The 24,810-nt window shown below is 47.0% G+C and carries 15 protein-coding genes; 13 read left to right on the forward strand and 2 right to left on the reverse strand.

Annotated features, from left to right (window positions below):
* Nucleotides 1-329: 329 nt before the first annotated feature.
* The 5 genes from A8O23_RS17065 to A8O23_RS17085 all read left to right on the forward strand — a co-directional run bounded on the left by A8O23_RS17065 (nt 330) and on the right by A8O23_RS17085 (nt 8,450).
* Nucleotides 330-3,389, forward strand: coding sequence for a SusC/RagA family TonB-linked outer membrane protein (locus tag A8O23_RS17065; RefSeq protein ID WP_204377712.1), 3,060 nt, complete (start codon nt 330-332; stop codon nt 3,387-3,389).
* An 8-nt stretch (nt 3,390-3,397) separates the two neighbouring features.
* The gene (locus A8O23_RS17070) at nt 3,398-5,050 is read left to right on the forward strand and encodes a RagB/SusD family nutrient uptake outer membrane protein (RefSeq protein ID WP_066623806.1); all 1,653 of its coding nucleotides are present in this window, start codon (nt 3,398-3,400) and stop codon (nt 5,048-5,050) included.
* Nucleotides 5,051-5,167: 117 nt separating this feature from the next.
* On the forward strand, nt 5,168-6,010 hold the full coding sequence (locus tag A8O23_RS17075) for an endonuclease/exonuclease/phosphatase family protein (RefSeq protein WP_066623809.1): 843 nt from the start codon (nt 5,168-5,170) through the stop codon (nt 6,008-6,010).
* Nucleotides 6,011-6,059: 49 nt separating this feature from the next.
* A complete protein-coding gene (locus A8O23_RS17080; protein WP_161486761.1) occupies nt 6,060-7,541 on the forward strand; it encodes an outer membrane protein assembly factor BamB family protein in 1,482 nt (493 codons plus the stop codon).
* 54 nt (nt 7,542-7,595) lie between these two features.
* Entirely contained in the window at nt 7,596-8,450 is an 855-nt protein-coding gene (locus tag A8O23_RS17085; RefSeq protein ID WP_066623815.1) for an endonuclease/exonuclease/phosphatase family protein, read from the forward strand.
* A gap of 251 nt (nt 8,451-8,701) precedes the next feature.
* Here A8O23_RS17085 and A8O23_RS17090 read toward each other — a convergent pair whose 3' ends face one another.
* Nucleotides 8,702-10,060 carry a GntP family permease gene (locus A8O23_RS17090; RefSeq protein ID WP_204377713.1) on the reverse strand — a complete coding sequence of 453 codons (1,359 nt, stop codon included), beginning with the start codon at nt 10,058-10,060 and terminating at the stop codon, nt 8,702-8,704.
* Between the two features lie 14 nt (nt 10,061-10,074).
* Nucleotides 10,075-11,211 carry a glycerate kinase gene (locus A8O23_RS17095; RefSeq protein ID WP_066623818.1) on the reverse strand — a complete coding sequence of 379 codons (1,137 nt, stop codon included), beginning with the start codon at nt 11,209-11,211 and terminating at the stop codon, nt 10,075-10,077.
* Nucleotides 11,212-11,555: 344 nt separating this feature from the next.
* On the opposite strand from A8O23_RS17095, the gene A8O23_RS17100 reads away from it, so the two are divergent.
* The 8 genes from A8O23_RS17100 (at nt 11,556) to feoB (ending at nt 24,718) form a co-directional block, all read left to right on the forward strand.
* Nucleotides 11,556-12,383: an endonuclease/exonuclease/phosphatase family protein gene (locus A8O23_RS17100; protein ID WP_066623821.1), complete on the forward strand. Its 828-nt coding sequence runs from the start codon at nt 11,556-11,558 to the stop codon at nt 12,381-12,383.
* A gap of 5 nt (nt 12,384-12,388) precedes the next feature.
* Nucleotides 12,389-14,263, forward strand: a complete 1,875-nt coding sequence (locus A8O23_RS17105; RefSeq protein ID WP_066623823.1) for an outer membrane protein assembly factor BamB family protein — start codon at nt 12,389-12,391, stop codon at nt 14,261-14,263.
* A gap of 155 nt (nt 14,264-14,418) precedes the next feature.
* Nucleotides 14,419-15,693: an ROK family transcriptional regulator gene (locus tag A8O23_RS17110; protein WP_066623826.1), complete on the forward strand. Its 1,275-nt coding sequence runs from the start codon at nt 14,419-14,421 to the stop codon at nt 15,691-15,693.
* Between the two features lie 169 nt (nt 15,694-15,862).
* Entirely contained in the window at nt 15,863-18,049 is a 2,187-nt protein-coding gene (locus A8O23_RS17115) for an alpha-N-acetylglucosaminidase (RefSeq protein ID WP_066623828.1), read from the forward strand.
* Nucleotides 18,050-18,349: 300 nt separating this feature from the next.
* Nucleotides 18,350-20,629 carry an alpha-N-acetylglucosaminidase gene (locus tag A8O23_RS17120; protein WP_082883131.1) on the forward strand — a complete coding sequence of 760 codons (2,280 nt, stop codon included), beginning with the start codon at nt 18,350-18,352 and terminating at the stop codon, nt 20,627-20,629.
* 60 nt (nt 20,630-20,689) lie between these two features.
* Nucleotides 20,690-22,093 (forward strand): Gfo/Idh/MocA family protein, encoded by a 1,404-nt coding sequence (locus tag A8O23_RS17125; protein WP_082883132.1) that lies wholly within the window; start codon nt 20,690-20,692, stop codon nt 22,091-22,093.
* A 225-nt stretch (nt 22,094-22,318) separates the two neighbouring features.
* A complete protein-coding gene (locus A8O23_RS17130) occupies nt 22,319-22,552 on the forward strand; it encodes a FeoA family protein (RefSeq protein WP_066623830.1) in 234 nt (77 codons plus the stop codon).
* Between the two features lie 3 nt (nt 22,553-22,555).
* Nucleotides 22,556-24,718, forward strand: coding sequence for a ferrous iron transport protein B (gene feoB, locus A8O23_RS17135; RefSeq protein ID WP_082883133.1), 2,163 nt, complete (start codon nt 22,556-22,558; stop codon nt 24,716-24,718).
* Nucleotides 24,719-24,810 lie beyond the last annotated feature (92 nt).

Raw genomic sequence — 24,810 nt, forward strand, 5'->3', positions numbered from 1 at the left:
CTTGGCAAGAGTTGAAATAAAAAATTAGCTGCAGGTGATGAGGGGTTGGTGAGTTGCAGTAGAGCGTGTGGCTGAAGTAAGAGTTTTTACCCTACCGGCTGCTTAAGTGCAGAAAAGTCTAATGAGTTAGTTATTCAGTTGTGGTAGTTTTTACGGGCCACAGGTGAATGGAGCATTTTAATGAATTCAGGAACAGAAAAAACCACTAAAGCACACGTTGTATGAATAAAAAAATACTCTCAGGAAATAAGCAAGGCGCTCGCCAAGGTTATTCCTTATTGTTTTTAGCACTGCTTGCTGTTGCTCCGGTTGAGAGTTATGCAGTCAGTATGAAAACTGAAGCCTCGGGTTCTAAGGTTGCTACGCATTCTCTTGGAACCGTGAGGCAGAACGGACCAGTGACAGGAGTGGTAAGAGATGGGGAAGGGCAGCCGCTTATAGGGGCTACTGTTGTTATAAAGGGAACAACTACTGCCACCGTAACAGATGCGGCAGGGAATTTTGCCATAAATACTGCTGGAGTACCGCAGCCGGTGCTTTTGATCTCTTACATTGGTTTCCAGGATCAGGAGGTTGTGCTCGGAAACCGCACCAGGGTGGAAGTCTCTCTAAGGGTTGATGCCCGTGTAGTAGATGAAGTGGTGGTGGTAGGGTACGGAACCCAGAAAAAAGCCAACCTAACTGGCGCTGTGCACCAAATTGATGCAGAAGCTCTGGAAGACCGACCTATTACAAATGTTACTTCCGGTATGCAGGGGCTTATGCCTGGCGTTACCATTACCGGTGCTTCCGGTGCGCCAGGTAACAACGGCGGTACTATAAGAATACGTGGTATTGGTACTCTAGGAAATGCTACCCCTTTGGTTGTGATAGATGGAATTCCAAGTGGCACCTTGGATATTCTAAATCCAAATGATATTGAGACCATTACCGTACTCAAAGATGCAGCGTCTTCCTCAATTTACGGGGTAAGAGGTGCTAACGGGGTTATTTTGGTGACTACTAAAAAAGGTAAGTCGGGTAAGCCAACTATATCTTATAACTCCTATTTTGGAGTGCAGACGCCAACTGCTTTGCCTGAGTTCTTGGGCTCCCCCGACTATATGACCTTGCTCAATGAGGCTCAGGTGAACGCTGGCCGTAACCCAACCTATTCTCCAGAAGAAATTGAGATTGCCCGCAATGGTTCTGACCCTAACTACTATGCCAATACCAATTGGGTGAAAGAAATTTATAAAAGCTATGCACCGCAGTATAGCCAGAACTTAAGTATAAATGGGGGCGGAGACAATGTGAACTACGCTCTTTCTTACGGTTATCTGAAAGAGGGAGGTTTAGTAACCGGTGACGCTTTTGAGGCCAACCGACACAATGTGCGGGCCAAATTAAGTACCACTCTGGTCGATCGCCTTGATGTTGCTGCCAATTTGGGCTACATAGATAGAGCGTACTCTGGCGCCGCTTCTGGTACGGGCCCACTTTATTCAGCCCTTTCCATTAGGCCATTGGTTCCGGTACGCTTTACCACAGGTACTTGGGGCTACCATGGTGGGCAGAGTAACCCAATTGCCATGGCTACTGACGGAGGTTATAACAAATTCGGGTCACAGGAATTTACCGGTAACTTGAGCGCAAATTTAAAAATCATTGAAGGGCTTAATGTGAGAGGGCAGTATGGCGTCATTAGATCTAATTCTAAACGCGATATCTTCAACAAAACCATTAACTATTATAGCCCAGACCAATCAGTTACTGAACCTATCTATAGAACCGGCTACCCTAATTCTATTGACGCACGCGACTATACGAACCTGTACCAAACGTTTATTGGTACCGCTGAGTATGAAAAAAGAATTGCTGACCACAACTACGTGAAACTTTTGTTGGGGGTCTCTCAAGAAGAATCTATTGGTGATAACTTTGCCGCCACAAGAACAGACTTGGCCACCCAAGAAGTAGGGCACATCAACCTAGGTACCGATAACCAGCGCAACAGCGGCAGTGCATCCCAAAATGCCCTTCGTTCGGCTTTTGGTCGGTTAAACTACGGATTCAGAGACAAGTATCTGTTAGAATTAAACTTCCGCTACGATGGGTCTACCAGATTCGCGCGTGATGTGCGCTGGGATTTATTCTCTGCTGCTTCTATAGGTTGGGTGTTTACTGAGGAAAGCTTCTTTGAAGGACTCCAGAATGTAGTGAATTTCGGTAAAGTGCGGTTCTCTTACGGAACACAGGGGAATGATAGGGTTACTTTGCCAGGAGGTAGTGTCATTGATTTTGGATACATGGATATCCTAGGTACAGTGGCCACCATGCCCATAGGAAACCAAATAACTCTTGGTATGAGGCAAACTGGGGTGGGTAATGAAATATTGACTTGGGAGTCAGCTATTAAACGAAATGCAGGGTTTGATTTAGCATTTGCCAATAACCGCCTGAACATTACTGGTGACTACTTTATTAATGAAACAGCCGACATTCTTTTGGTTCTTCCGCAGCCAGCCCCTTTCGGGAATATATTCCCTCCACAAAACGCAGGTAGAGTAGAAAATAGAGGTTGGGAGTTGCAGGCAGGATGGAAAGACCGCAAAGGTGATTTTGACTATAGCTTTAATTTCAACATATCAGACGTAAGAAACAAGATTACCAGCCTGGGCGGTACCTTGGCTACCTACGGTGACCAGGTTCGTTTAATAGGCCACCCAATTGATGCATTTTATGGGTTAGTGGCCGATCGTCTGGCCCAGGAGTCTGATTTCTCCTACAAACCAGAATCTGGCACATTTGTAGCCGATTTCCCATACATTGCCGGTGACAGAATTGCGCCCGGTGACATTATCTACAAAGACCTGAACGGAGACGGGCAGATCACACTGGAAGGCGACCGGCAAGTAATTGGGAGTGCTATCCCGCGTTACACGTACGGTTTTAGAGGTGACGTAGCCTGGAAAGGGTTAGACTTCCGTTTCTTCCTGCAAGGGGTAGGAGATGTAGACGGTTACTTAATGGGTAATGCCCGGCACGCTTTTGCGGCCGAAAGTAACATGGCCCAAACCGTGCACTTAGACCGCTGGACACCAGACAACCCTGGAGCAAGCTACCCTAGGTTAGCATACCAATTGACGCATAACCAGCGCCTTTCTACTTATTGGCTAGAAGATGCTTCTTACCTACGCCTTAAAAATGTGCAACTAGGGTACACTTTGCCTGCCACTCTAACTGAAAGAATGCGGGTAAGCCGTCTGCGCATCTATGCCTCAGCTGACAATATATTCACCAAGACAGACTACTTCTATGGTTATGATCCAGAATCTCCTATCAGCAACGGAAACTTTTACCCGCAAGTGAAAACGTTTGTGTTGGGTGTAAACATCAATCTTAAGTAAGCAGTATCATGAAAAAGACAAAAATATATAGCCTGTTGTTAAGTGCGCTCTTGCTGGGGTCCTGTAACGATGACTTTCTGGAGCGTGCTCCTTTAGATGAAATTTCTAATGAAACCTTCTGGCAAACTGAAGATCAGTTGGTGTTGGCTGTAAATGCCCTCTATGCAAATGTGAAGGCTAAAAACACCGTTGATATGGAGAACATGGGGGATAACACCCTATGGCCTTCATCCACTGCTTACCAGCTCATTGGTAGCGGGAATTTCGGAAACGACCTAGCTACTCTAAATACTGAATATACCACCCAGTACGCGGGAGTACGCCAGGCTAATGCTTTTCTGGAAAATTACCATAGAGCCAATATAGATCCGGCGCGCAAAGAGGCGCTAGCCGCTGAGGTGCGGGTAATTAGAGCGCTAATGTACAGTTACCTCACCAATTTCTGGGGAGATGTACCTCTAGTAACCACAACCTTGACTTTAGATGAGGTTTTTGTGCCGCGTACACCTAAAGAGGAAGTAGTAGACTTTATTTTAGAAGACTTAGAAACAGCCGCTCAACATTTAAGCCCCACCATTCCAACCGGTGCTAATTTGGGGCGCATGAACAAAGGGGCTGCCTTGGCCCTGAAAGCTAGAATTGCCTTGTACAACGGCCGCTGGGAGGTTGCCGAGAAAGCTGCTAAGGATGTAATGGATATGGGTGTTTACTCATTGTTTACATCTGGTGACCCAAGCCGCAATTACTATGACTTATTTACCTATAAAGGGAAATTGTCAACAGGCAACAACAAAGAAACAATTATCGCTCGCCTGCATCTGGAGGATATTTCATACCACAACTTAAGTCGCGAGATTCAGGTACCAGACCAGGTAGTGCGCTGGAATCCTACTAAATCTTTGGTAGACAGTTATTTGATGGAGGATGGTTTGCCTATTGATAGGTCGCCGCTGTACAGCGTAAGCAAGTACGAAGATGTTTTTGAAAACCGCGATCCCCGCATGACCCAGACTATTTTGCAACCAGGAGCCGCCTGGGGCGGACGGTTGGATGGTCGTCCGGCCAATCAAAATCCTGACCCTTCTGTTTTCATGGTGCCTAAATTCACGTCAGACGGGCGTGGGGCCGTAACCGTTACAGGGTATTACTTTACTAAGTATGCGGAGCTCTCAACCGTTGGTATTGTGGGCCGGGATTACAATGATATCCACCTGTTGCGATATGCTGAAGTTTTATTGACGTATGCCGAGGCAAGGTTGGAGCAGGGCAAGCTGACCCAGGCAGACCTTGATATGACCATTAATCTGTTGCGCGACCGCGTAGGCATGAAGCACATGGATTTAAATGAGCTAGCGGCCAATGGTCTTGACGTACGCGAAGAGATCAGACGTGAACGCCGGGTAGAACTTGCCTTGGAAGGCCAACGCTATTTTGATATTAAGCGCTGGCAACAAGGTCATCTTTTGGCCGAGGACACAAAAGGAACCAATGTGAACTGGTTGTCTAACCCGGCCTCCGCCGCCAACCTTCGCAGAGACCCCCAAGGATTTATCATAGCCCTTTCCGGAAGATCCTTTGACCCGGCTAAGCACTATCTGTGGCCAATTCCGCTGTCACAGTTAGAAAGATTTCCTGGCTTAGGGCAGAACCCGAACTGGTAAAGAACATTTTCTATAATCTCTGCTTCCCGCCTAATAGAGCAGGAGGCAGATTTTGGAAAGAAAGACAGAACAACTGAAGGGTACCCTTCATGATACAAAGCTTTTGTAGGTAAGCATATGAAGACAGGAAATTGGAAAGCGACGGTATTCATTATGGTGATGGTCTTTTTTGCAGCCTGTGGAAAAGACGATGAGCCAGCACCTGTCACCCAGCCTGACACGCCTGAAGCTATTACTCCAGATGTAATGGTTATGACCTACAACATCCATTTAGGCAATCCACCGTCTGCTGGAAGTAAGCGAGACTTGCCCGCCATTGCCAGGGTAATCAATGAGGGTAAGCCGGATATGGTGGCGCTTCAGGAAGTAGACCGTTATACCGAGAGGTCTGGGAAAACTGTTCACCAAGCCAGAGAATTGGGTAAACTTACCAACATGTACAGCTTTTATGTAAAAGCCATGGATGTTTTTGGGGGCGGGGAATATGGGATCGCTATTCTCTCTAAATACCCTTTTATAGACACAGTAGGGTATGAACTGCCCGCAGACCCGCGGGTAGGTGGCGAAATGCGGAAACTGGCCGTTGCCCGGGTGGCATTGCCATCAGGCAAAGAAATAGTCTTTGCTTCCACCCATCTAGACCATAAAAGCGAGCAGAACCGCCTGTACCAGGGAGAACGAATTTTAAGGTATTTGAAAGGCGAAACCCGCCCAGTTATGCTTGCCGGAGATTTCAATGCATTACCCGGTAGTGCAACTGTTGACTTGTTTGACAACCAATATACCAGAACTTGCCGGCATACGTGCTCACCTACGTTTCCAGCTTATAATCCTAAGAGCGCCATTGATTTTATCATGTTCCGAAGCACTGATAAAATGAAAGTAGCCTCACATAAGATTATACTTGAATCTTACGCTTCAGACCACTTGCCTGTAGTGGCGGGTCTTAAACTAAATTGATACTGCAACAGAACTGTAAATCACCTTAATAAGAAACAAAATGAGAAACGTGAAAATACTTTTTATGTCTCTGTTAATGGGCCTCTCATTGTATGCCTGTAAAGACGATGACATGGTAGATATGGCGCCTCCGGGCGTAGATTTTAACTACACCCCCTCGTCGCCGGTAGAGGGCATTGAGATTCTCTTTTACTCTGATCCTACAGAAGGGTCAAGCCCTATTTCTGAATGGCATTGGGAGTTTGGAGATGCTAACAACTCTACCTCTAACAAGCGCAACCCTTACTTCACCTACACTACTGCCGGCACTTATACAGTAAAGTTAACGGTAAAGAACCAGGCAGGCGGTTCGTTTGAGGTTTCTAAAACTGTGGAGGTAGCGCCTCCGCCAAAAGAGTTGATTACTAATATTGTGTGGGAGTTCAACAACAACACAACCGTTAGCAAACTCAATGAAGGATCTAGCTCACCTGTAATTGGAGATGACGGAACCATTTATTATGTAGAAGGAAATGGAAGCCCGGTTAATACTAGTAAAGTAGTGGCAGTGACGGACAATGGGTCAACGGCAACTTTAAAATGGGCCACTGCTACAGCCAGTTATATTGCTAATGCCCCTTCTATTGGCCCAGATGGCCATATTTACGTTAATACGTGGCAAAACGCCAACATGGTCTATAAGCTCAATGGTGCTACGGGAGAAGTTATGTGGACTAAAGGTGGCAGGGGAGCCTCAAACACTACTCCTGCGGTTGATACACAAGGCAACATTTACCATGGTTCAAGGCTACAATCTTCAGATGGCGGTCTTTACTCCTGGAGCCCAACTGGTGATAAGCGTTGGCAAATTGTAAATCAAGGAGCCTTCTACACTGCACCCGTGCTCAGCAAAGATGAAACTACAGTATATGCCCTTAACACAAATGAAGGCAAGCTTTGGGCTGTAAATACCGCTGATGGAACCATGAAGTGGAGCGAATCTGTAGGTATGGGCAGCGGCACCCACGGTAGCTCCTTGTCAATGGGTGCTGATGGTACTATCTACTACACCACCAATGCTCACGTAGTGGCTATCACGGATAATGGTGCCACAGGTTCCGTTAAATGGTCTGCTGATGTTACCGGTGCCGCCCAATCTGGCGTAGTGATAGGCCCTAACGGAGACCTTTACACCGGTGCAGGTGCTGGATTAGTATCGCTTAATGCAGCTACTGGCGGGATTAATTGGACCTATCCTCTGTCTACAAATGAGAGTGTTCCGGCGGTAGATGTTGAAGGCAGAGTATACATTGGAGCTACAAACGGTAATTTAGTAGTAGTGAGCAAAGACGGTATTCTTCTGAAAGAAATTCAATTAGGAGATGGCGTTGTGAATTCACCTACTATTGCCAGTGACGGAACCGTTTATGTAGAGGCTCTTTCTGGGGCAAACATAAAGCTTTTCAAAATAGCGGTAGCGGAAAGTGGGCCAGCTAATTCTTACTGGCCAATGAAAGGAAGAAATGTGAAGAACACGGGTCAGAGCAAATAATCATTTTCCTTCAGCCTTCAATGCTTAAAAGCCTTTTATAACTAGCAGTATTTAATGAAAAATTTTCTTCATGGATTAGTAACAGGGGTCGCCATTTTGGTGGCCTCCTGTTCTCCGTCCGTTAATCAAACTTCTACAGGTGGTCAGGCTAGTACTGAGAGAGACAGCAGAACTCAGAACCCAGAAAAACTTCGGGTGCTTTGCTATAACATTCACTATGCTAATCCGCCAAGCAAGGAGAAAACATTTATTGATTTAGATGCCATTGCCAAAGTCATCAATGAGGCAAACCCAGATGTGGTGGCGTTGCAGGAAGTAGATGTAAACACAGGCCGCTCTGGCAAGATAAATGAGGCCAAGGAACTTGCTGCAAGAACAGGCATGAAAGCCTATTACTTTGGCAAAGCCATTGACCACGACGGTGGTGACTATGGGGTAGCTATTCTGTCTAAATATGACATGTTTGACACACGCACCTACCCCTTGCCCGATGACCGAAGCACTAATCCAGAGCCAAGGGTGTTGGCTACTGCCCGCATTAAAACCCCCAGTGGTTTTGAATTTATCTTTGCTTCTACTCACTTAGAAGTGCGTAGAGAAGAGAATAGGCTTATGCAAATGGAAGAAATAGGTAAAATAGTGAATGCTTCTTCTTTGCCAGTGGTCATAGCCGGTGATTTTAACGCCAGACCAGAAAGTGAAACCATCAAGAGGTTAGATGCTTTGTTTGCCCGTACCTGTAACCCTTGTGAGCCAACTATTCCGGTTATTAACCCCAATAGGACCATAGATTATATTGCCTATCGCCCGAAAGATAAATTTCAGGTAGTAGAGCATAAAGTCATTCAGGAAACATACGCTTCTGATCATTTACCTGTTTTTGCGGTACTACAGATTCAGCCAAAATAAGTAAATATAAAGCACATATTGACTTTGCTTCTCGTTTGACAAGAAGGGAAGAAGATTACATAAGAAGCCCCTGCAAAAGCAATGTTGCTTTTGCAGGGGCTTCTGCTTCAGGGTATAAGGTTTGAAGTGCGTTTTAGGCAAGATTTAGAAAAAGTAGCCTGAAAATGCAGCTGGTATAACATGTAGAGCTGGTGCAAAAAGCTCTTGCATGTAAATGTGATATTATTCAAGGCTTAGATTAAATTGGTGTCTCAGACCAAGAGAAACCATAGCAGTAGTGTGCAGCCAAAGGCTGTGATTCCTTGAAGTAGGGTAGCCATAGTATGGGCTCGGTAGGCATCTGCCACTCTTATGCCGCTGAATTGTGTTACCACCCAAAAATAACTATCATTTACATGGCTTACTGCCATTGCCCCAGCACCTATGGCCATTACTACCAAGGCCAAAGGAACTGCGCCATCAACGCCCGCCTGTGCAAGGGTAGGGGCAACAAGGGCAGAGGTAATGACGATGGCAGCTGTTGATGAGCCTTGGGCTGTTTTTAAAGCTGCGGCAATTAAGAAGGGAGCAAATAAAATAAAAGCCCCAGGTAAAGATCCGCCACTGGCCATGCCCTGTATAGTTTCTGAAATGGGTGTTGCTTTGATGACCGCTCCAAAAGCGCCGCCTGCCCCTGTTAACAATAAAATGATGGCAGAGTCTTTCAACCCTTCGCCAACCCAACCGGTAAGTGTTTCTTCATTCCACTTGGGGAATAGTGCAAAAGAAGCGAGTACACCTATCAAGAGGGCAACCACGGGCGAACCTATAAATAAAAGCACTTCTGAAAACTCATTTTGCCATTGCATATAGCTTATAACCGAGCCTAAACCTATTAAGACAATAGGCAGAAAGATAGGGGTGAACGCTTTTGCAGTGGAGGGGAGAGGGCCAAAATGTTCAGGCAGGTTAGCCTGGGGAGCATTTAAATTAGTTTCTTCTTGAGTGGAAGTGGAAGCAGCAACTTTGGTAGCCCAGAAATATCCCGCTAAGGTTGTCGGGATGGCCACAAGTAACCCTATTATAATCACTGTTCCCAAATAGTTGCTTGCCCCTAAGTTGCCTGCCGCGGCAATAGGTCCCGGAGTGGGCGGTACTAGCGTATGGGTGGCATACAAACCTGTTGCCAACGCAATAGACATAGAGGCCGAAGATACATTAGTCCGGTGGGCAAGTGATTTTCTCAGGCTGGACAAAATAACATAGGCGGAGTCACAGAAAACAGGAATACTAACTATCGCGCCAATCAAGGACATGGCCAGTTGCGGTCTCTTTTCACCTACAGTTTTGAGCACCACCTCGGCCATACGAAGCGCAGCCCCAGATTTTTCTAAAATCTTGCCAATTACGGTGCCAGCTACAATCACTATGCCTATGTAGCTCATTAGCCCACCAAAACCTTCGTTCACTGCTTTTGTCACTTCAGGCAAGGGAACTCCGGCGGTTATTCCTACTCCAAAGGCTGCCAAAAGCAAGCTTAAAAATGGATGAAGCTTGAATTTAGTGGTGGCTAACACAATAAATCCTACCCCTAAAAGAAGAATCAAATAAAGCACTGGGCCTTGAACCATAACTTAGTGAGGGTTTAGTTTTTGAATGAGGTGTGCAGAAGTAACCGAGCTACGTTGCGGGAGCAAGAAGACAAGTTTTGTTTAGCGTTTGCCATTGCTTCAGGTAAGGCAATGGGTGCCGGAACAGAGGAATGGCAGCTAGCGAAGAACTCAAGAAGCCGCTCATGGTTTTTCCCCAGACTGCCCGAAATTAAAATAGTGTTCTTGTGGTATTTCTTTGCAAGCTGAGCTATAAAGAAAGGAAGTTTTCCATACAAGGTTTGATAATCACTCTGCCCTTCTCCGGTGATAACCCAATCTGCAGATGCTATGAATTGCTCCAGCCCAGTGGCGGTGGCTATGATTTTGGCTCCAGGTTCTATTGATGCACCAATAGAGAGAAAAGCAAAACCTAAACCACCTGCGGCGCCGGCACCTGGTATCTCTTGCAGGGGCTTCTTTATGGCCCTCTCTACCAGATTGGCATAGTTCTGCATGCCTTGGTCTAAAAGCTCTACTTGCTCAGGGTTTGCGCCCTTCTGTGGCCCGTATACATAAGAAGCTCCCTCCGGGCCGCATAGCGGATTTTGCACATCACTGGCTACTTTAATGGTGCAGTCTTTTATTCTTGGGTCTAGCGTGGAAAAATCTATCTGAGTAATCAAACCTAGTGAGGCTCCAATGGGCTGAACAGAGGCTCCGCTCGCATCTTGAAAAGTGACGCCCAACGCCTGTAGCATGCCAAGGCCGCCATCGTTTGTGGCGCTTCCTCCTAAGCCTATTATAAAGTTCCGAAGCCCTCTCTCAATGGCTTCTAAAATTAACTCGCCAAGTCCGTAGGTAGTGGTAAGTAATGGGTTTCTTCTGTCATGGGGTACCATGGTGATTCCTGCTACAGCGGCGGTTTCTATAATAGCCGTTTGCTTGTCACCTAAAATTCCATAGCAGGTGGACATTGAGTTTCCTAGGGGACCGGTAGCGGTGGTGGCTATCTTTTCTCCGTTGGTGGCAAATAATAAAGTTTCAAGAGTGCCCTCGCCGCCATCGGCCATAGGAATTACCTTTATGTTGGCATCAGGTAGTTCTAATTGAAAAGCTTCTTGAATGGTAAGCCCCACCTCTTTTGCTGATAGGCTTCCTTTGAATGAATCAGGCGCTATTACTATTTGCATGAGTTACTGTTTGAGTTCCTGTTTATTTCCTTGTAATAAAGGCTTTATTAAGTCATAGTGAGTATATAACTAGTAAAATAAAATTTAACAATATGATAATATTTACTAAAAGAACCTTTAGTTAACAAAAAAAATAATAAAAGTTTTTGTGTTTTATCAGAAAATCCTCTAAATTTTGAATAAATAAGTTTCCAGCGCTTGGTTTAAGTCTTCGCTGCCCCTTAAAGCATAACATCATTAGTTTACAGGGAGCAGCCATTGAGTGAGGTGAACTATGCAGTTGTGGGTAATGTAAAGCTTATATGTTTAAAATTAGCTGGTTCAACTGGCGACAATGTTCTAGTATGTCAAGATTACTTTTAAGCTTATTTCTATTTGCCTCTATTCTGGCTGTTTCTTGTGATAAATCAGATACCACAGACCCTGTGCCGGAAGAAAAAAAAGATATTACTTCGTTGAAAGTAATGTCTTATAACATTCATTACGGCAATCCTCCCACTAGGCCAGGTGTAACAGATATAGAGGCAATTGTTAATGTTGTCAATGGAGATAAGCCTGATTTGCTGGCACTGCAGGAGGTAGATGTAAATACGACTCGTTCAGGTAGAATAAATATGGCGCAAGCAATTGCAAGTAGACTGCACATGCGGTACTATTTTGCAAAAGCCATAGATTATCAGGGTGGGGAATACGGGGTAGCCCTATTGTCTAAATACCCGCTCTCTGAAGCAAAGGTGCATAGGCTGCCAACCAAATCAGGGACCGGTGGGGAACCAAGAATTCTGGCAACAGCCAAAATCTCCTTGCCAGATGGCACTTTTATACGTTTCGGAAATACCCACCTAGATGCTCAGTCTGACCATACTAACAGGCTGCTGCAGATAGAGGAAATAGCAAGAGTTACTACTTCTGAAACTTTGCCCTTTATCATTGCCGGAGATTTTAATGCAGTGCCGGGAACAGAAGTGATCAATAAGCTTGATGCTCATTTCCAGCGAACTTGCCAAAACTGCGCCCCAACTATTCCTGCCTCTGCGCCTACCAGAGCTATAGACTTTATTGCGTATCGCCATCCTGCCAACAAGTTCAGTGTAGAGAGCCACAAAGTAATATACGAAACCTATGCCTCTGACCATAGACCCGTTGTGGCGGTTTTAAACATAGGTAAATAGCAACTATGAAATTTTGGGTTAAAAGTTCACTAATGGTACTGCTGTGGTCGGCGGTGGGGATGCTGGGTGCGTTTAGTATGCAGCGCCAAGATACACTCACGTTTGCAGTAGTGACAGATACGCACATTGGCAAATCAGGAAATAATTCTGGTTTAGCCACTATTGTGAAAGATATCAACCAAAGATCAGAGGTGAAGTTTGTGCTTCATGCCGGCGATGTCAGCGACTTTGGATACGACGACCAACTAAAGGAGGCAAAGCGGTTAATGGATGGCCTGAGCATGCCTTATTATATTGTGCCCGGAAACCATGATACAGGCTGGTCAGCAAGTGGCGGACTTATCTATGATCAACTCTGGAAAGAGCAAAAGTTTGTAGCAGATGTCAATGGCGTTCGTTTTATCGGGTTCAGTACAGGGCCATACGGGCGGATGTCAAGAGGGTACGTGCCATTGGACCAAATGCGCTGGTTAGACAGTTTAGTGAAGATAACTCCAAAACAGCAACCCGTTGTTTTTTTAAGTCACTATCCTTTAGATGCCGGCTTAAGTAACTACAATGAACTGATTGATAAGCTGCATCAGGTAAATACATTAGCCGTTTTTTGTGGACATGGCCATGTGAACAAGCTGTTTAACTATGACGGTATTCCGGGTATCATGACCAGAACCGCACAGGTGAGGTCAAGTACGCTGGCTTACAACGTGGTTCACTTAACAGCAGACTCAATCTTTGTAAAAATGGTAGAAGTAGGCAAGCCGGATGGTCAGTTCTGGGCCTCTTTGCCTAGGTCTGTAAAGAAAACAAGAACTAATGCGACGGCTAATATTTCTGACAGAACCCCAATTGCACCGGAGCAGAAGCAGGTGCAGGTGGTTTGGGAGCATCAAGATAAAGGTAACATAGTATCTACCCCTGCAGTTTGGAAAGGACAGATTCTTTTCGGAAACCTCTTAGGTGAGTTTAAGTCTATCAATCCTAAAAAAAACGAGCGTAACTGGTCTTTCAAAACAGGCCAGTCTATTTATGCTTCTCCGGAAGTAGTAGGCAACAGAGTGTTATTTGCCTCTGCAGACAGTGCCATTTACTGCCTGAATGCGAAAAACGGAAAATTGCTTTGGCGTGTGACAACCGGGGCGCCCATATTAGCTTCTCCAGTGGTAGAAAGCGGGCGTGTCTTCATAGGCGGCAGTGATGGTATTTTTAGAGCTATTGATCTGAAAACAGGAGAGCAATTATGGGCTTTTACAGAAATGGAAGGGTTTCCGGCAAGCAGAGCTACCGTAGCGGAAGGAAAAGTAGTATTTGGTACTTGGGGCAAGACCCTTTATGCCATAAATGCCAACAACGGATCTCTTGCTTGGAAGTGGCGCAACAATGAGTACAGCCATTATTATTCTCCGGCTATGTGTGTACCCGTTATTCAGAACGGCCACGTGTACATGGTAGCACCTGATGAAAAGCTGCGGGAGTTTGACTTGATGACTGGTGAGCATACCTTCGTGACCGACAGGTACCGGGTAAGGGAATCGCTTGGTGGTAACAATGCAGAAGACTTGCTTGTGGCAAAAACCATGCAAGATTCAGTAGTGGCCTGGAGTACAAAAGGTGCTAAGCCAGAAGTCCTGTTCAACATTGCTGCTGGTTTCGGAAATGATTTTTCAGCCTCTATGCCAGTATTTGATGGTACCACTGCCTTCTTCGGAACCACATTTGGGCGTGTGTACGCAGTAGATTTGGTTCAAAAGAAAATAAAATGGGCCTATCAGTTAAGCTATGACATGGTGAATACTATACGCCCCTTGGGTAAAGGTAGAGTTTTGGCCACTAGTGTAGACGGGAAGTCGGCTATTTTAAGAAGCGCCTCCAGTGAAGAGTAAGAATCTGTTTGCCTATAGCAGGAACTAGTAGTTGAGAGAATGGCAGGAAAGGCTAAAATTTCTCAATACAAATTGTACTTTTGTAAAAAAATAACATAAGTATTTGCAATTAAAGTAAAAAAGAATTTATTTTATAAAAGTTAAGGTATAGCTATATGAGCACATTACACCTAACAGATGCCGGCTTAGACAAGCTAAACTATATTGAAAAAAAGAAATATAGTCAGAAAATAAAGATTGTAAAGGAGCTGTATGTCAGAGGGCCCAGAACCAACGCCGAAATCTGTGCTGATTTCCGGATTAGTTCTCCTACCTCTATGGGTTTGATCAAAGAATTGATTGAAGAGGGGCTTGTTGAAAAGCGTGGGCAGGGGAAGTCAGAAGGAGGGAGGAGGCCAGATCTATACGGGCTGCGGGACCATTCGCTCTTTGTAGTTGGTATTTCAATTGGCCGGTTCAAGACCAGAATGGCCATTTTTGATAACAACAACAATAACATAACGGGCATACATACCTTCCCTGTAAAAGTAACAGATGGCTTGGCAGACATAGACCGCATTCATGAGTATGCCGAGGATTTGATTACGGGCTCTGGTTTAAACCGGGAGAAAATAATGGGTGTGGGTGTTACAATGCCAGGCCTTGTAGATGCCGCCGAAGGGAATAACTACTCCTACCTAAAATCAGCACCTGGTGCAGAATCTCTGCAAGACTTGCTGGCCGGTAAATTCGGGAAGCCAGTTTACATTCAGAATGATGTGAAAAGCATGGCCTTAGCCGAATACAGGTTTGGCCAGGCGCATGGCAAAAAAGATGTGCTAGTGCTGTCGCTGGATTGGGGTATTGGGCTGGGGATTATAATGGATGGCAAATTGATCAGCGGGAGTGCTGGCTTTGCCGGAGAAATTGGACACATACCGCTTAAACACGATGGGGCGCTTTGCTATTGTGGCAAAAGAGGCTGCTTAGAAACAGTGGCTTCTGGTATTGCCCTTGCCCGCATGGCAAAAGAAGGAATTAAATCTGGCCAAGACTCTCTGTTAAATGAGTTGTCAGACAAAGATATAGATAAGATTGAGCCGCAGTTGGTGATTGATGCCGCAAACCAGGGTGACCAGTATGCTATCAATATTCTGTCAGAAATGGGTATGAATTTAGGGAGAGGGGTTTCAATTCTGATTCAGCTCCTGAATCCTGAGTTAATTATTCTGGGCGGCCGAATAGCACAAGCAAACCAATACATTACCACCCCAATTCAGCAGTCTATAAACCAGTACTGCATGGCCCAGCTTAGAGAAAGAACAAAGATAGCTTTGTCACAGCTTGGGCTAGAGGCAGATGTATTAGGAGCGGTGGCCGTGGTGATGGAAAACATTTTTGAAGGGCTGTTAGATCAGGATAGTGACGCTACTGGTTCAAAGAGTTTATAAGGTGTCATAAAAAAAGAGAGCCAGCCTGTTTTTGACCTGTTTCTGGAAAAGGAGGCCTAAAACAGAAACAAAGTTTGCCAGCTCCAATTGTTTTACCCCCTGTGGGAGGTGCCTACTGTAAAGGTGCCGTCACATAAAACGAGAGTATTCCTACATAACGAACAGGCATATGCGTGTATCATATATCAGTTTCTTACTAGTGGTAATTTTAGGCATTTCAGCCTGTTCCAGCTCCTACCAAAACTCTGAAGATGCGACTTTAGTAGCTGAGCAGAATCAGCAGATTGAAGCAGCCCGCGGCGTGATAAAGCGCCTGATTGGGGACAAAGCGGATGATATTGCGCTAGAGCACATTCCTGCGCAGGATAGCCTAGACACATATGAAATTGAGGCTAAGAACGGCAAGCTGACTGTGCGGGGCAGTAGTTCAGTAGCTATTGCGTTTGGATTTCACCAATACCTCAAAAAAGCCACCAACAGTATGGTGAGCTGGAGCGGGAATCACCTGAACATACCCGCCCAGTGGCCAGACTACGCCAAACAACGGGCTACCTCGCCCTACAAATACCGCTACTTTTTAAACGTAGTCACCTACGGCTATACCACTCCTTATTGGGACTGGGAGCGCTGGCAGAAAGAAATTGACTGGATGGCTTTCCATGGCGTGAACATGCCGCTGGCCGTGGTAGGCAGTGAGGCCATTGCCGCCCGCGTCTGGAAGAAACTGGGCTTGACCGATACAGAAATTGGAGAGTTTTTTACTGGTCCGGCACATTTGCCCTGGCACCGCATGGGCAACATCAATAAGTGGGATGGCCCTATTCCGGAAGGTTGGCATGAAGGCCAGCTGAAGCTGCAGCATCAGATTCTGGGCAGAATGAAAGAGTTAGGTTTTGAGCCCATTGCTCCGGCGTTTGCTGGTTTTGTGCCGGAGGGCTTCAAGAAGAAACATCCGGAACTAAAGGTGAACGTGCTGAAATGGGGCGGATTTCCGGAGGAAAACAATGCTTACGTTTTGGCCCCAGATTCGCCTTTCTTCGAGAAAATTGGGAAGATGTTTGTAGAGGAGTGGGAGAAAGAGTTCGGCAAAAACAAACTCTACCTTTCTGACAGCTTCAACGAAATGGACGTGCCCGTACCCAAAGACGACCCTGAAGCCAAATATGAACTACTGGCCAGCTACGGGGAATCTATCTACAATTCCATAGCCGCCGGTAACCCTGATGCGGTGTGGGTAACCCAAGGTTGGACCTTCGGGTGGCAGTCTGAGTTCTGGGACAAGAAGACCCTGAGCGCCATGATGTCCAGAGTGCCCGATGACAAAATGATGATTCTGGACCTAGCAAACGAATACCCTAGCTTGGTATGGAATATTCCATCGGTGTGGAAAGAGCACGAAGGCTTTTACGGCAAGCAGTGGGTGTACAGCTATGTGCCCAACTTCGGGGGCAAAACGCCTTTCACTGGTGTGCTCTCCATGTATGCCTCGGGTGCCATTGAAGCTTTAAAGTCTCCATACAGTAATACCCTGGTTGGTTTTGGCTCAGCGCCAGAAGGCATAGAGAACAATGAGGTAGTATATGAGCTGCTTGCTGACATGGGCTGGGCACATGAAGAAATTAACCTGGACCAATGGTTAGAAGAATACAGCAAAGCCCGGTACGGCGGCTATCCAGAGAAAATGAAAACCGCCTGGAAACAACTGAACGAGTCGGTGTACAGCAGTTTTTCGCCTTACCCACGGTATGTGTGGCAAACTGTTGAGTATGATAACCGCCGGAAAGGCAGTGTGCACGCCAGCCCCCAATTCCTGCAAGGCATAGAAAACTTTTTGGCGGTTTCTGACCAGCTAAAAGGTAGTGTACTCTACCGCAACGATGCCATAGAAATGGCCATGCACTATTTGGGCATTAAAGCTGATGAGTACTACAAAAAAGCACTGGAGGCCAAGGCTAAGAACAATGCTGCTGCCATGAAAGAGGCCGGAGATAAAGCCATCAGCATTCTGCAAGATCTGGATCGTTTGCTGGCGTCGCATCCCACCAACCGCCTGCAGCCTTGGGTAGATTTTGCCCGCTCGCACGGAAAGAACACGGAGCAGAAAAACTATTACGAGTCCAATGCCAAACGCTTGATTACCACTTGGGGCGGAGTTAACGAAGACTATGCTGCCCGCATCTGGAGTGGCCTGATCAGAGACTACTACATCCCCCGCATTAAAATGAACCTGTACGAGCCTAAAGCAGATCTAAATGCTTGGGAGGAAGCCTGGATCAAAAAGCCCGGCGTGAGTAAAGTAACACCATTTGAGAACCCGCTGGCTAAGGCGAAAGAACTAGTGAATCAGCATAAATAGAAAAGTAGCAGTAGAAGGTTGACGTTTCTCTCTTGCTATTATTTATTGTCATCCTGTATGGATCTTGTGTGCGACCTAGAGGAGCTTTGAAGCTCACTCAATGCAGCATTCCAATAAGGTTCTTTTAGAATGACTTATGTACACTGTTTAACTGCATTAAAAGGCTGTTTTCGGCTTGTTTTTCAGAAAGTAAGCCAAAAACAGCCACCGTGTTACTTCGGCTGGAGGCGCACACTTTCCCTAATAGACATCTTCCAGCAGGAGGTGGGGAGGGGAATGATATTAGATAGAACACTTAGAATGAAGATAACTTTTCCATATCAAACATTTGGCGTAAAAGCTTTCCTGCTGGGGTTGGTCCTCTTGGTTGCAGGTTGTGCCCAGAAGAATTCTCCCGCTAGCTCGGCAACCACAACCGTGCCTGCTTCTGCCGTTGCCGCTACACCAGATACCAAGCCGGTGTATGACCTGATCAAACGGGTGGTGCCGCAGCACGCCGCCTCGTTTGTGGTGGAGTTCATTCCGCAGGAGGACGGCAAGGACGTGTACGAGGTGGAGAGCCGGGGCGGCAAGGTTGTGCTGCGCGGGAACAACGGCGTGTCGGTGGCCAGCGCCCTGAACCACTACCTCAAGCACTACACCCACAGCAGCATTACCTGGAACGGGAGCAACATCGTTATCCCGAATCCCATGCCGGCGGTGGCGCAGAAGGTGCGGAGCGTGAGCCCCTACAAGTACCGCTACTACCTCAACTACTGCACCTTCAACTACACCATGAGCTGGTGGGACTGGGAGCGCTGGCAGTGGGAGATCGACTGGATGGCAATGAACGGCATCAACATGCCGCTGGCCCTGACGGGGCAGAACGCCATCCACCGCCGGGTGTACAAGGGCATGGGCCTTACTGACCAAGATTTAGAGAGCTTCTTCAGCGGCCCGGCCTACTTCAGCTGGTTCTGGATGGGCAATCTCGACGCGTGGGGAGGCCCGCTGCCCGTGTCCTGGATGGAGAGCCACGAGGCCCTGCAGAAGCAGATCCTGGAGCGGGAGCGGGGGCTGGGCATGACGCCCATCCTGCCAGCCTTCACCGGACACGTGCCGCCGGCGTTCAAGCAGAAATTCCCCAACGCCAACCTGAAGAAAACCAGCTGGGACGAGATGTTCCCTGATGTATATTTGCTAGACCCCGACGACCCAATGTTTGTGGAGATCGGCAAAAAATTCATTGAAGAAACCATTGATACCTATGGCACTGACCATTTGTACACCTCAGATACCTTCAACGAGAACCGTCCACCGTCTAGTGACTCACTTTTCCTGAACAACATTAGCCAGAAAGTGTACCAGTCCATGGCGGCCGCTGACCCTAAGGCTACCTGGATCATGCAAGGCTGGCTGTTCCACTTTTCACGCGATTTCTGGAAAGCACCGCAAATACAGGCCATGCTCAACGCCGTGCCCGATGACAAAATGATCATTTTGGACTTGTGGAGCGAGAAAAACCCTATGTGGCTTAAAACCGAGGCCTACTACGGCAAGCCTTGGATTTGGAATATGCTGCACAACTTCGGCGGAAACGTAAATATGTACGGCCTCATGGATAGAATTGCCACCTGGCCAGCTCAAGCCCTCCACCACCCAGACCGTGGCAAACTAGTAGGCTTAGGCTTAACGCCCGAGGCCATTGAGCAGAACCCAGTGGTGTACGAACTCATGATGGAGAACGCCTGGCGCGATACCCCTATTGACTTGACCACCTGGCTCAGAGGCTACACCAGACGCCGCTACGGCAAAGAAAACGAAAACGCGAACAAAGCTTGGGAAATTCTGCGCCGCACTGTCTACGCCGACAGCGTAACCTCCGGTGGCCCAGAATCTATTGTAGCCGGTAGACCCACATTCAGCCGAAACACAGGCGGCGTGACTACTAATTTTACTTATAAACCGCTTGATCTGGTAACTGCCTGGGATCATTTGATGGCCGCTGCTGATGAATTAAAGAATACTGAGGGCTACCAGTTCGATGCCGTGGACCTTACCCGTCAGGTGCTGGCGAACCATGCCACAGTTATTCAACAGCGGTTTGCACAGGCCTACAAAGACAAAAACTTGACAGCCTTCAAAAAGCACAGTGCTGAGTTCATCACTCTGATAGAAGACATGGACAAGCTGCTGGCCACCCAGGAAGATTTTCTGCTGGGCCGTTGGCTGAATGCCTCTAAAAAATGGGGTACTACCGAAGCGGAGAAAAGGCTCTATGAGAAGAACGCCCGCAACCTCATTACCCTATGGGGCGACAAAGACAGCAAACTGCGCGAGTATTCAAACCGCCAATGGTCGGGGCTGCTGAATGGCTACTACAAAAAGCGCTGGCAACAGTACTTTGACTACGTAACGGGTCAAATGCAGAAAGGGCAAGAGATTGACCAAAAGGCCTTTGATGAAAGAATTAAAAACTGGGAATGGCAGTGGGTGAACAGCACCGAAAGTTACCCAGATGAAACAAAAGGAGACGCGGTAAGTGTTGCCAATGAAATGTACCTCAAATACAACGCCTCCATTAAGAATAGTCACAAGTAATAAATGAAATGGCCCAGCGTGCTTTAGATGGGTCTGGTTTAGCCTTAGAATATAAAGATTATGAACAGAAGAAATTTATTGAAGTCATTAGGCCTTTCTATTGGGGCTGCCGTCATCAGTACTGAAGCGTTGGCTAGCTTAGGTGACAATCGTTATTCTTATAAAATTCCGGAGAACCCTCTGTACAAGCCAATGGCCAAGCCGGTTACGGCTGTCTCAATTGGGGCGGGTAACCGAGGCTCAGTGTATGGCAACTTTGCTGCTAAATTTCCAGACCAGTTAAAAATTGTAGGCGTGGCTGAACCTATTGAGTTCCGTAACGACCGCCATGCCACAACTCATGATATTCCGGCTGAAAACCGCTTTATGACTTGGGAAGATGTATTTAAGCGCCCCAAGTTTGCGGATGCCGTTATCATTGCCACGCCAGATAATATGCACTATGAGCCTTGTATGAAAGCCTTGGCCATGGGGTATGACATTCTTCTTGAAAAACCCATAGCACCCACTGAAAAAGAGTGTCGCGACATTTTGGAATTGGCGCACAAAACAGGCCGGATTGTGGCTGTATGCCATGTGCTGCGTTATGCGCCGTATTTCGTGAAAATGAAGGAACTGATTGCCCAGGGCGCCATTGGCGAAGTAATTAGCGTGCAGCATTTTGAGCCTATTGAGCATACCCACATGGCTCACAGCTATGTGCGCGGAAACTGGCATAACTCCAAAGAAACCACGCCTATCATTCTGGCCAAGTCTTGCCATGACCTGGACATTATCAAGTGGGTGATCAATAAGCCCAGCAAGCAGATCATTGCTATGGGTGACCTGAAATGGTTCAGGAAAGAAAATGCTCCTGAAGGTAGTACCGCCCGCTGTACAGACGGTTGTAAAGTGGAGCGCGAATGTCCTTACTCAGCTATCAAAGAGTATCATGACAGACGCAGCCGTACCAAAGTGCTGGATTTGCCCGCTGACAAATCTAAACACAGCGAAGCCATTATGGATCGCCTGCGCACCACCAACTATGGGCGCTGCGTGTACCGCATGGAAAACGATCAGCCTGACCATTACATCACCAGCATTATGTTTGGAGACGGCGTAACGGCCAATTTCTCTATGGAAGCGTTCACCTCTTACCACGGCCGCCGAACCCGAGTAATGGGCTCTATGGGTGATATGGTAGGCGACATGGATGAGCTGGAGGTAACTGACTTCCGCACTCGTAAATCTGTTAAATTCATACCCAAAGCCGAAGACGTGGAAGGCTACAAAAACAGTGGTCACGGCGGCGGCGATTGGCTCATGGTAAGAGACTTTGTGCAGGCCGTAGCCCAACAAAATCCTAGCTTGCTAACCTCAACCATTGATGAGTCTATTGAAAGCCACATAATGGGCTTTATGGCCGAGGAAAGCAGAAAGAAAGGCAAAGTGATGAACATCAAAATGCCAAAGATACCAGCCTAAACAAGTATAAGGCAGTACGGATGCATACGTCGTTCTTGGTATAACTACTTAAAATAGCTGCTAAGTTTTAAAAGACCTCTGTTTTGGTCTGTTTTCTTAAAAACAGACCCAAAACAGAGGTCTTTGTTTGTCTTTACCCCTAAACATGCCCATCTTTTTGGAATAGAAGGGAACACCTTGTACCTTGCGGCTGTTTATAACGAGTCTAAATAAAGCAGCGGTAAGGTGCAGGCACAGCAGAAAAGCGTACGGGATTTGAAGATTGGGGAAAGCGGAGAAATTGCGTCCTTGTCAGACCCTGAAATGGCGCTGAAGTTGCTGGAAATGGGCTGTATACCTGGGGTGATGGTGAAATTAAACAGCCGCGCCCCATTAGGTGATCCCATTACCATTATTGTGAACGATTACACCCTCTCACTGCGTTTAGACGAAGCTGCTACTATTTTGTTAAAAGCTTAGTCTATGTCTGAAGTTCTTGCACCGGCTCCGGCCCCCGTTTCTTCCTCCGCCCCTGTAGGCACCGCCCGCAAAGTGGCTAAGATCGCGCTCATTGGAAATCCAAACTCCGGTAAGTCATCTTTGTTCAACCATTTAACAGGGCTTAACCAAAAGGTTGGTAATTTCCCGGGCGTAACGGTAGACAAGAAAACAGGCATCACGCACCTGACCCCAAGCCTGAAGGCGCAGGTAATAGACCTACCCGGCACTTACAGCCTTTACCCTAAATCACTGGATGAGAAGGTAATCATTGACCTGCTCCATGATAAAAAGGGAGAATCTTACCCTGATGTGTTGGTTATTACTGCTGATGCCTCTAACCTGAAGCGGAACCTGTTGCTGTTTACTCAGCTGGCAGATTTGAAGATTCCGGCGGTATTGGCCCTGAACATGATGGATGTGGCGGAGAAGCACGGTGTGAAAATTGACCTTGCGGAGTTGCAGCAGGAACTAGGGGTACCGGTTATTCCAGTAAATGCACGAAACGGCAGTGGTATTGCCGCTCTAAAAATTGTGCTGTCAGAGCAGGTAGAGCCGCCGAGGTCCAGCTTCTATGAAATTCCAGACGATTTGTTGGTGATGGTGCGCCAGATTAGGTACTACTTTGAATTGAGTAATGACTACCTGGCGCTTCATTATGCCCACCAATATTCTAAGCTGTCTTTCCTTTCAGAAGATGATAAAGAGTACATTGGTGATCTGGTAAAGAAATACGGCTTCAAATCGAACACCCTGCAGGCTGCCGAAACCATTTCGCGCTATACCAGCATCAATACTTTGCTGCTGGATGCCATGCGGGTCACCAAAGCTGAAAATAACGAGCAGTTCAGCAACAAAGTAGACCAGGTGCTCACGCACAAAGTGTTCGGATACCTGATTTTCTTCGGGGTGCTGTTCCTGATGTTTCAGGCCATATTCGCTTGGGCTAGTTACCCAATGGATCTGATTGACGGTGGGGTGGCCTCGCTGAACGCCTGGATTCATACGCTTGCTGAAGGCCCGCTGGTAGACTTGTTAACTGAAGGCGTATTGGCTGGTTTGGGCGGTGTGCTTATTTTCATTCCGCAAATTGCCCTGCTCTTTGCTTTCATTGCTATTCTGGAAGAAACCGGCTACATGGCCCGTGTCACGTTCCTGATGGATAAAATCATGCGTAAGTTCGGGTTGAACGGTAAAAGTGTGGTGCCCCTTATCTCTGGGGTGGCCTGTGCCGTACCCGCCATCATGGCCACACGTACCATTGAAAGCTGGAAAGATCGCCTGATTACTATTTTCGTGACGCCGCTCATGAGCTGCTCAGCGCGTCTGCCCATTTACGCTATCATGATTGGCTTGGTGGTGCCGGAAAAGTATTTCCTTGGTTTTCTGAGTTTGCAGGGGCTGGTGCTCATGGCTTTGTACCTAATAGGTTTTGTGGCGGCTATTGTGTCGGCGGCAATTCTGAAATGGGTGCTCAAAACCAAAGAGCGCAGCTACTTCATCATGGAGTTTCCTACCTACAAAATGCCCCGCTGGAAGAACGTAGGTCTCACCATTGTAGAAAAAAGCAAAGCCTTCGTGTTTCAGGCAGGTAAAGTGATTTTGGCTATCTCGGTTATTCTGTGGGTGATGTCGACATATGGCCCTGGAAATTCAATTGAACAAGCAGAAGCACGTGCCACGGCAGAGCTTACTACACTCAATTTAGAGGAGGCCGATGCCGAAGCCCATGTAGCGGGTCAAAAGTTGGAAGCATCTTATGCCGGTAAGTTTGGCAAATTCATAGAGCCTGCCATCCGACCGTTGGGGTATGACTGGAAAGTAGGTATTGCCCTGCTGACTTCTTTCGCTGCCCGTGAGGTATTTGTGGGTACCATTTCCACTATCTATAGCGTAGGTGATGCCGAAAACGAGGCTACCGTGAAAGAGAAGTTGATGGCGCAGAAAGACGCATCAGGCCAGCCTTTCTTCACCCCCGCCCGCGCCTTCTCGCTGTTGATTTTTTATGTATTTGCCATGCAATGCATGAGCACCCTCGCTGTGGTGTACCGCGAGACCAAAGGTTGGAAGTGGCCCATTCTGCAGTTAGTGTACATGACTGGTTTGGCTTATGTGTCGGCGTTTATCGTGTTCCGGTTGTTTTCATAGCCCCAGCTTCAGCTGAACTAATTTGAGAGCCTGCTGTTTTAGACCTGTTTTTAAGAAATCAGGCCTAAAACAGCAGGCTTTGTTTATATACG

The sequence above is a fragment of the Rufibacter roseus genome (assembly GCF_001647285.1).
Lineage (GTDB): Bacteria > Bacteroidota > Bacteroidia > Cytophagales > Hymenobacteraceae > Nibribacter > Nibribacter roseus.

Bases quoted from the DNA above. Each gene is read 5' to 3' on its own strand.
- A8O23_RS17095 (WP_066623818.1), bottom strand. From the start codon at position 11,211: ATGCAAATAGTAATAGCGCCTGATTCATTCAAAGGAAGCCTATCAGCA.
- A8O23_RS17110 (WP_066623826.1), top strand. From the start codon at position 14,419: ATGAGCACATTACACCTAACAGATGCCGGCTTAGACAAGCTAAACTAT.
- A8O23_RS17125 (WP_082883132.1), top strand. From the start codon at position 20,690: ATGAACAGAAGAAATTTATTGAAGTCATTAGGCCTTTCTATTGGGGCT.
- A8O23_RS17070 (WP_066623806.1), top strand. From the start codon at position 3,398: ATGAAAAAGACAAAAATATATAGCCTGTTGTTAAGTGCGCTCTTGCTG.
- A8O23_RS17090 (WP_204377713.1), bottom strand. From the start codon at position 10,060: ATGGTTCAAGGCCCAGTGCTTTATTTGATTCTTCTTTTAGGGGTAGGA.
- A8O23_RS17105 (WP_066623823.1), top strand. From the start codon at position 12,389: ATGAAATTTTGGGTTAAAAGTTCACTAATGGTACTGCTGTGGTCGGCG.
- A8O23_RS17065 (WP_204377712.1), top strand. From the start codon at position 330: ATGAAAACTGAAGCCTCGGGTTCTAAGGTTGCTACGCATTCTCTTGGA.
- A8O23_RS17075 (WP_066623809.1), top strand. From the start codon at position 5,168: ATGAAGACAGGAAATTGGAAAGCGACGGTATTCATTATGGTGATGGTC.
- feoB (WP_082883133.1), top strand. From the start codon at position 22,556: ATGTCTGAAGTTCTTGCACCGGCTCCGGCCCCCGTTTCTTCCTCCGCC.
- A8O23_RS17120 (WP_082883131.1), top strand. From the start codon at position 18,350: ATGAAGATAACTTTTCCATATCAAACATTTGGCGTAAAAGCTTTCCTG.
- A8O23_RS17115 (WP_066623828.1), top strand. From the start codon at position 15,863: ATGCGTGTATCATATATCAGTTTCTTACTAGTGGTAATTTTAGGCATT.
- A8O23_RS17085 (WP_066623815.1), top strand. From the start codon at position 7,596: ATGAAAAATTTTCTTCATGGATTAGTAACAGGGGTCGCCATTTTGGTG.
- A8O23_RS17100 (WP_066623821.1), top strand. From the start codon at position 11,556: ATGTCAAGATTACTTTTAAGCTTATTTCTATTTGCCTCTATTCTGGCT.